7 protein-coding genes and 2 pseudogenes are annotated in these 7,971 nt (G+C 60.5%); 8 read left to right on the top strand and 1 reads right to left on the bottom strand.

Annotated features, from left to right (window positions below):
• Positions 1–252 precede the first annotated feature (252 nt).
• Positions 253–958 (bottom strand): annotated as a pseudogene (locus tag HT737_RS24850) (alpha/beta family hydrolase).
• 69 nt (positions 959–1,027) lie between these two features.
• On the opposite strand from HT737_RS24850, the gene ccoN (HT737_RS24845) reads away from it, so the two are divergent.
• From ccoN (HT737_RS24845) to ccoP (HT737_RS24810), 8 genes and pseudogenes are all read left to right on the top strand, one after another.
• Positions 1,028–2,452, top strand: coding sequence for a cytochrome-c oxidase, cbb3-type subunit I (gene ccoN, locus HT737_RS24845; protein ID WP_047293096.1), 1,425 nt, complete (start codon positions 1,028–1,030; stop codon positions 2,450–2,452).
• Between the two features lie 10 nt (positions 2,453–2,462).
• Positions 2,463–3,071, top strand: a complete 609-nt coding sequence (gene ccoO / locus HT737_RS24840; protein WP_003223389.1) for a cytochrome-c oxidase, cbb3-type subunit II — start codon at positions 2,463–2,465, stop codon at positions 3,069–3,071.
• Positions 3,072–3,074: 3 nt separating this feature from the next.
• The gene (locus tag HT737_RS24835) at positions 3,075–3,272 is read left to right on the top strand and encodes a cbb3-type cytochrome c oxidase subunit 3 (protein WP_041067875.1); all 198 of its coding nucleotides are present in this window, start codon (positions 3,075–3,077) and stop codon (positions 3,270–3,272) included.
• A pseudogene (ccoP, locus tag HT737_RS24830) lies at positions 3,269–4,223 on the top strand (cytochrome-c oxidase, cbb3-type subunit III). Before HT737_RS24835 ends, ccoP (HT737_RS24830) begins: the two are co-directional and overlap by 4 nt.
• Before the next feature lie 482 nt (positions 4,224–4,705).
• Entirely contained in the window at positions 4,706–6,148 is a 1,443-nt protein-coding gene (gene ccoN, locus HT737_RS24825) for a cytochrome-c oxidase, cbb3-type subunit I (protein WP_047293093.1), read from the top strand.
• A complete protein-coding gene (ccoO, locus tag HT737_RS24820) occupies positions 6,148–6,756 on the top strand; it encodes a cytochrome-c oxidase, cbb3-type subunit II (protein ID WP_041067866.1) in 609 nt (202 codons plus the stop codon). The genes ccoN (HT737_RS24825) and ccoO (HT737_RS24820) overlap by 1 nt, the downstream gene beginning before the upstream one ends.
• Before the next feature lie 6 nt (positions 6,757–6,762).
• Positions 6,763–6,948: a CcoQ/FixQ family Cbb3-type cytochrome c oxidase assembly chaperone gene (locus tag HT737_RS24815; protein ID WP_003175465.1), complete on the top strand. Its 186-nt coding sequence runs from the start codon at positions 6,763–6,765 to the stop codon at positions 6,946–6,948.
• Positions 6,945–7,928 (top strand): cytochrome-c oxidase, cbb3-type subunit III, encoded by a 984-nt coding sequence (gene ccoP, locus HT737_RS24810; RefSeq protein ID WP_047293090.1) that lies wholly within the window; start codon positions 6,945–6,947, stop codon positions 7,926–7,928. Before HT737_RS24815 ends, ccoP (HT737_RS24810) begins: the two co-directional genes overlap by 4 nt.
• The last annotated feature ends 43 nt before the right edge of the window (positions 7,929–7,971 follow it).

Genomic DNA, 7,971 nt, shown 5'->3' with positions numbered 1-7,971 from the left:
GGTGGGAGCGCAGCGACCGTTTGGCGCAGCCAAACACACGACGAGAGGAGGTGCAGCGAAGCAAACCGGAGGCGATGCCCCCGGATGAATCCCGGAGCGAAGGAACCCCGAGCCTCAGCGAGCGGGCCGGACGTAGGAGCAAGACCTTTTTGGTTACTTTTTGGGGGCGTTTTGCCAAAAGTGACCCGCCGTAAGGGCGGAACCCTAAGCAGCCATAACCGCAGCAACGGATATACACCCCAAAACCAAACCTCAACGAAGAAACCCGGCAACCTTCTCCGCGGCCGAAGCCAAATGCTGCTCATGCGTAAACCCGGAAACCTTGAGCGGCTTCAAATCATGATCCCCAGAAGCCAACCAGAACACCTCAATACTCGGCGATAGATCGTAAGCCTCGACAGCCTCCCGATTGCCAAGCGCATCCCGCTCCCCCTGAACAATCAACGTCCGAGTCCGCAAAGCAGCCAAATGCTCAACCCGAGGTTTCTCCGGTTTCCCCACCGCATAAAACGGATATCCAAGACAGACAAGCGCATCAGCCCCCAACTCATCGGCCAAGAGACTGGCCATCCGCCCGCCCATAGACTTCCCGCCAACCGCCAAAACCCCAGCGACATGAAGTCGCACCAAGCCATAAACATCACGCCAACACTCCTGCAATTTCCCCGCAGGATTGGGCGGCCGCTTGACCCCATCAACCCGCCGCTGCGCCATATAAGGAAACTCAAACCGCAACACGTTGATACCAAGCCCAGCAAGGCGCCCAGCCATATCGTTCATCCAGTCGCTATCCATCGGCGCCCCCCGCCCCATGCGCCAGGATCAGCGTCGCCGAAGGCTCGCCAACAGCAGCATCCCAAAGCCACCCATGATCCCGCACGCACTGCGCCCATTGATCCCCGTCAATACTGGCCTTGTGCTGTTTTGTCCATGCTTGCCTCGCTTTTAGTCTGCCTATAACTCCAGACGAAGGATTCGCGGCGTTTTCTGCGCGCGCTCACTTCGGCTGAACCGTGGATGGGGAACCATGAACACTTCTATCAGTACCGCCTACAACTACAAGGTGGTCCGCCAATTCGCCATTATGACGGTGGTGTGGGGCATCGTCGGCATGGGGCTCGGGGTTTTTCTCGCGGCCCAATTGGTCTGGCCGGAACTCAACTTCAATTTGCCCTGGACCAGTTTCGGCCGTCTGCGCCCGCTGCACACCAACGCGGTGATCTTCGCCTTCGGTGGTTGTGCGCTGTTCGCCAGTTCGTTCTATTCGGTGCAGCGCACCTGCCAGACGCAATTGTTCGCGCCGAAAATCGCCGCGTTCTGCTTCTGGGGCTGGCAACTGGTGATCCTGCTGGCAGCCATCAGCCTGCCGCTGGGTTACACCAGCTCCAAGGAATACGCCGAGCTGGAATGGCCGATCGACATCCTGATCACCATCGTCTGGGTCGCCTACGCCATCGTGTTCTTCGGCACGATCATGCAGCGCAAAACCAAGCACATCTACGTCGGCAACTGGTTCTTCGGCGCGTTCATCATCACCGTGGCGATTCTGCACATCGTCAACAACCTTGAGTTGCCGGTGAGCCTGACCAAGTCCTACTCGGTGTACGCCGGTGCGACCGACGCGATGGTGCAATGGTGGTACGGCCACAACGCCGTAGGCTTTTTCCTCACCGCCGGTTTTCTCGGGATGATGTACTACTTCGTGCCGAAACAGGCCGAACGTCCGGTGTATTCGTATCGCCTGTCGATCGTGCACTTCTGGGCGCTGATCACCCTGTACATCTGGGCCGGCCCGCACCACCTGCACTACACCGCGCTGCCAGACTGGGCGCAGTCGCTGGGCATGGTGATGTCGCTGATTCTGCTGGCACCGAGCTGGGGCGGCATGATCAACGGCATGATGACCCTCTCGGGCGCCTGGCATAAGTTGCGCAGCGACCCGATCCTGCGCTTCCTCGTGGTGTCGCTGGCGTTCTACGGCATGTCGACCTTCGAAGGTCCGATGATGGCGATCAAGACCGTCAACGCCCTCTCCCACTACACCGACTGGACCATCGGCCACGTACACGCCGGCGCGCTCGGCTGGGTGGCGATGATTTCCATCGGCGCGCTGTACCACATGATCCCGAAAGTCTTCGGCAAAGAGCAGATGCACAGCATCGGCCTGATCAACGCGCACTTCTGGCTCGCGACCATCGGCACCGTGCTCTACATCGCCTCGATGTGGGTCAACGGCATCGCCCAGGGCCTGATGTGGCGCGCAGTCAACGAGGACGGCACGCTGACCTACTCCTTCGTCGAAACCCTGGTGGCCAGCCACCCAGGCTTCATCGTGCGTCTGGTGGGTGGGGCGATCTTCCTCAGCGGCATGTTCCTGATGGCTTACAACACCTGGCGCACCGTGCGGGCCTCGCAGCCTGCTGACGTCGTTGCTGCCGCGCAGATGGCCTGAGGAGTCCGCCATGAAACACGAAACGATTGAAAAGAACGTCGGCCTGCTGATGCTGCTGATGGTGTTTGCCGTGAGCATCGGCGGCCTGACCCAGATCGTCCCGCTGTTCTTCCAGGACGTCACCAACAAACCGGTGGAGGGCATGAAGCCTTACACCGCGCTGCAACTGGAAGGCCGCGACATCTACATCCGCGAAGGCTGCGTCGGTTGCCATTCGCAGATGATTCGCCCGTTCCGCGCCGAAACCGAACGCTACGGGCACTACTCGGTGGCCGGTGAGAGCGTGTGGGATCACCCGTTCCTGTGGGGCTCCAAGCGTACCGGTCCGGACCTGGCCCGGGTCGGCGCGCGTTACTCGGATGACTGGCACCGCGCGCACTTGTACAACCCGCGCAACGTGGTACCCGAGTCGAAAATGCCGGCCTACCCGTGGCTGGTGACGCAAGCGGTCGACAGCAGCCACACCGAAACCAAGCTCAAGACCATGCGCACCCTAGGCGTGCCGTACACCGACGATGACATCAGCGGCGCGGTTGCCAGCCTCAAGGGCAAGACCGAGATGGACGCCCTCGTCTCCTACCTGCAAGTGCTTGGCACTGCGATCAAGAGCAAGAGGTGAGCCATGGTCATTGAAATGAGCACAGGCCTCATACGTGGCCTCGGCACGGTCGTGGTGTTCGTCGCCTTCGTCGGTCTGACCTTGTGGGTATTCAATCGCAAGCGCACCCCGGAGTTTGCCGAAGCACGTCTGCTGCCGTTCGCCGACGAGCCGCAACCCGACACTACCCCCGCATCTGAAACAAGGAGTACCCGGCCATGACCACCTTCTGGAGTACGTGGATCTGCGTACTGACCATCGGCAGCCTGATCGGCCTGACCTGGCTGCTGATCGGCACGCGCCGGGGCGAGACCAAGGGCAGCGTCGACCAGACCATGGGCCACAGCTTCGACGGCATCGAGGAGTACGACAACCCGCTGCCGCAATGGTGGTTCATGCTGTTCGCCGGCACGCTGGTGTTTTCCGTGGGCTATCTGATCCTCTATCCGGGTCTGGGCAACTGGAAAGGCATCCTGCCCGGCTACGAGGACGGCTGGACCGGTGTCCACGAGTGGGAAAAGGAAATGAGCAAGGCCGACGCCAAATTCGGGCCGATCTTCGCCAAGTTCGCCGCCATGCCGGTGGAAGAAGTGGCGAAGGATCCGCAGGCGCTGAAAATGGGTGGCCGACTGTTCGCCTCCAACTGCTCGGTGTGCCATGGTTCCGACGCCAAGGGCGCGTTCGGTTTCCCCAACCTGGCGGACAAGGACTGGCGCTGGGGCGGCAGTGCCGAGACCATCAAGACCACCATCATGGGTGGGCGGATGGCGGCGATGCCGGCCTGGGGCGAAGTGCTCGGCGAGACCGGGGGTGAAGAACGTCGCGGCGTATGTGCGTCACGAACTGGCCGGCCTGCCGCTGCCGGCCGACAGCAAGGCTGACCTGCAGGCCGGACAGCAAGCGTTCAGCACCACCTGCGTAGCCTGTCATGGGGCAACCGGCCAAGGCACTGAAGCCATGGGTGCGCCGAACCTGACGCACCCGGCCGGATTTATCTACGGCACCAGCCTGACGCAGCTTGAGCAGACCATTCGCCATGGTCGCCAAGGCCACATGCCGGCGCAGAACGAACTGCTGGGCAACGATAAAGTGCAATTGCTGGCCGCTTATGTGTACAGCCTGTCGCACGGGTTGAATACAGAAAAACTTATTAATGAAGACAAAAAGCAATAAGCATTGCGTACACCTCTGCCGCATCGTTCTCGATGCGGCAGCATCCCGCCCCTTTGCGACGCATTGTCGCACCCCGTCACACCCTCTCCTTTCGAATCCTCCGAAACGGGTCTACGCTTGCTCGATGCGGACTGGCCCGTGCCGGTTCCAGGTCGACCTTGAGCGATGTGTTCGACAAATCGCCTGACTGACAGGGCGCAAAGCCCGGTAGATACCGGCTGTCGCGTCGATGACCGTCCGTCACCCGATCACTGCGTTCGAACACACCTCGTTACAACCGACCTGAACCCCTCGCTTTTTTTCGTCCGCTGCGACATTTTGTCCGAGGCCGATTTTGTCCTTACGCGGCGTATGGAAAGGCCGCAGAATCAGCGTTGGAAAGCATTGACCCAGGTCATGGCGCGTTGCAATGACCCCCTGCTCTCTGCATACTTGCGGCCGATTTTAATCCTAATAAAACACCCAAACCGTGGAACCTTAGAATGAGCACAGCAATCAGTCCGACTGCTTATAACTATAAGGTAGTCCGCCAGTTCGCCATCATGACGGTGGTCTGGGGGATCCTTGGCATGGGGCTCGGTGTCTTCATCGCCTCGCAACTGGTCTGGCCGGAATTGAACTTCGGTCTGCCGTGGACGAGCTTTGGACGCCTGCGCCCGTTGCACACAAACCTGGTGATTTTCGCCTTTGGTGGTTGTGCACTGTTTGCCACTTCCTACTATGTCGTGCAGCGAACCTGCCAGACGCGACTGATCTCCGACAGCCTCGCCGCCTTCACCTTCTGGGGCTGGCAGGCAGTTATCGTCGGCGCAATCATTACCTTGCCGCTGGGCTACACCACCACCAAGGAATACGCCGAACTGGAATGGCCGCTCGCCATTCTGCTGGCCATTGTCTGGGTCTCCTACGGGCTGGTGTTCTTCGGCACCATCACCAAGCGCAAGACCAAGCATATCTATGTCGGTAACTGGTTCTACGGCGCGTTCATCGTCGTGACCGCAATGCTGCACATCGTCAACCACGCCTCCTTGCCGGTGAGTTTCTTCAAGTCCTACTCCGCCTACTCGGGCGCGACCGACGCGATGATCCAGTGGTGGTACGGCCACAACGCCGTGGGCTTCTTCCTGACCACCGGCTTCCTCGGGATGATGTACTACTTCGTGCCGAAACAGGCCGAACGTCCGATCTACTCCTATCGCCTGTCGATCGTGCACTTCTGGGCCCTGATCACCCTGTACATCTGGGCCGGCCCGCACCACCTGCACTACACCGCATTGCCGGACTGGGCGCAATCGCTGGGCATGGCGATGTCGATCATCCTGCTGGCACCGAGCTGGGGCGGCATGATCAACGGCATGATGACCCTGTCGGGCGCCTGGCATAAGCTGCGCACCGACCCGATCCTGCGTTTCCTCGTGGTATCGCTGGCGTTCTACGGCATGTCGACCTTCGAAGGTCCGATGATGGCGATCAAGACCGTCAACTCGCTCTCGCACTACACCGACTGGACCATCGGCCACGTACACGCCGGCGCGCTCGGCTGGGTAGCGATGATCTCGATCGGCGCGATCTACCACATGATCCCGAAACTGTTCGGCCGCGCGCAGATGCACAGCGTCGGCCTGATCAACGCGCACTTCTGGCTCGCGACCATCGGTACCGTGCTGTACATCGCCTCGATGTGGGTCAACGGCATCACTCAGGGCCTGATGTGGCGTGCAATCAACGATGACGGCACCCTCACCTACTCGTTCGTCGAAGCGCTGCAGGCCAGCCACCCGGGCTACATCGTCCGTGCCCTGGGCGGTGCATTCTTCGCCAGCGGCATGTTCCTGATGGCTTACAACGTCTGGCGCACCGTGCGCGCCTCGAACCCGGTTGAAGCCGAAGCCGCCGCCCAGATCGCTGTCGTTGGAGCTCACTGATGAAGCATGAAGCTGTCGAGAAGAATATTGGCCTGCTGGCCTTCTTCATGGTTATCGCCGTCAGCATTGGCGGCCTGACCCAAATCGTTCCGCTGTTCTTCCAGGACGTCACCAACAAGCCGGTCGAAGGCATGAAGCCGCGCTCGGCACTGGAACTGGAAGGCCGCGACGTCTACATCGCCAACGGTTGTGTCGGCTGCCACTCGCAGATGATCCGTCCGTTCCGTGCCGAAACCGAACGCTACGGCCACTACTCGGTCGCCGGTGAAAGCGTCTGGGACCACCCGTTCCTGTGGGGTTCCAAACGTACCGGTCCGGACCTGGCTCGCGTGGGCGGTCGTTACTCCGATGACTGGCAGCGTGCGCACCTGTACAACCCGCGCAACGTAGTGCCTGAGTCGAAAATGCCGGCTTACCCGTTCCTCGTGGAAAACAAGCTCGACGGCAAAGACACGGCCAGGAAAATGGAAGTGTTGCGCACGCTCGGCGTCCCTTACACCGACGAAGACATCGCCGGTGCAAAAGAGGCCGTGAAGGGCAAAACCGAAATGGACGCGCTGGTGGCCTACCTTCAAGGCCTGGGCACCATCATCAAAAGCAAACGGTGATTCTTTATGGATATCGGGATGATTCGCGGCCTGGGCACCGTTGTCGTGATGGTGGCCTTCATCGGTTTGGCGTTGTGGGTATTCAGCCCCAAGCGCAAGTCGGAGTTTGAAGACGCAACCTTGCTGCCTTTTGCGGATGATCCCGAAGCCATCAAGCACGTCGAGCAAGCTTCTAGGAGTAACAAAGAATGACTACATTCTGGAGTCTGTACGTCACAGTCCTCAGTCTCGGTACGATCTTTTCCCTGACCTGGCTGCTGCTGTCGACCCGCAAGGGCCAGCGCAGCGAGCAGACGGAAGAGACCGTGGGCCACTCCTTCGACGGGATCGAGGAGTACGACAACCCACTGCCGAAATGGTGGTTCATGCTGTTTGTGGGCACCATCGTGTTCGCCCTCGGTTATCTGGTGCTGTACCCGGGTCTGGGCAACTGGAAAGGCCTGTTGCCGGGCTACAACTACCTTGATAACGACAAGCAGACCGCGTTCGCCAACGGCCAGACCGGCTGGACCGGCGTGCACGAGTGGGAAAAGGAAATGGCCCGCTCGGACGCCAAGTTCGGTCCGATCTTCGCCAAGTTCGCGGCGATGCCGATCGAGGAAGTCGCCAAGGATCCACAAGCACTGAAGATGGGTGGCCGTCTGTTCGCCTCCAACTGCTCGGTGTGCCACGGTTCCGACGCCAAAGGCGCCTATGGCTTCCCGAACCTGACCGACGCCGACTGGCGCTGGGGCGGCGAGCCGGAAACCATCAAGACCACCATCATGGGCGGTCGTCACGCGGTGATGCCGGCCTGGGCCGACGTCATTGGCGAGCAAGGCGTCGCCGACGTCGCAGCCTTCGTGGTCACTCAACTTGATGGCCGCAAACTGCCGGAAGGCACCAAGGCTGACCCGGCCAACGGCCAGAAACTGTTCGCCGCCAACTGCGTGGCCTGCCACGGACCGGAAGGCAAAGGCACCCCGGCGATGGGCGCACCGAACCTGACCCACCCGGCCGCGTTCATCTACGGTTCAAGCTTCGCCCAACTGCAACAGACCATCCGTTACGGCCGTCAGGGCCAGATGCCTGCGCAGGAACAACTGCAAGGCAACGATAAGGTGCACTTGCTGGCGGCGTATGTTTACAGCCTGTCCCACGGTGAAAAACCCGCTGAAGCCGAGGCCCAATAAGGCCAACGCCTGACGCAAAATAAAGCCCCCGCCAGTGCTCTGG

It is taken from the genome of Pseudomonas sp. MD195_PC81_125, assembly GCF_014060985.1.
In the GTDB taxonomy this organism is placed as follows: domain Bacteria; phylum Pseudomonadota; class Gammaproteobacteria; order Pseudomonadales; family Pseudomonadaceae; genus Aquipseudomonas; species Aquipseudomonas parakoreensis.
Note: the sequence above shows the minus strand (reverse complement) of the source record. Positions and strands in the feature narration are given on the sequence as shown.

Coding starts and splice junctions, on each gene's coding strand:
- ccoP (WP_047293090.1), top strand. CDS start 6,945: ATGACTACATTCTGGAGTCTGTACGTCACAGTCCTCAGTCTCGGTACG.
- ccoN (WP_047293093.1), top strand. CDS start 4,706: ATGAGCACAGCAATCAGTCCGACTGCTTATAACTATAAGGTAGTCCGC.
- ccoN (WP_047293096.1), top strand. CDS start 1,028: ATGAACACTTCTATCAGTACCGCCTACAACTACAAGGTGGTCCGCCAA.
- HT737_RS24815 (WP_003175465.1), top strand. CDS start 6,763: ATGGATATCGGGATGATTCGCGGCCTGGGCACCGTTGTCGTGATGGTG.
- ccoO (WP_003223389.1), top strand. CDS start 2,463: ATGAAACACGAAACGATTGAAAAGAACGTCGGCCTGCTGATGCTGCTG.
- HT737_RS24835 (WP_041067875.1), top strand. CDS start 3,075: ATGGTCATTGAAATGAGCACAGGCCTCATACGTGGCCTCGGCACGGTC.
- ccoO (WP_041067866.1), top strand. CDS start 6,148: ATGAAGCATGAAGCTGTCGAGAAGAATATTGGCCTGCTGGCCTTCTTC.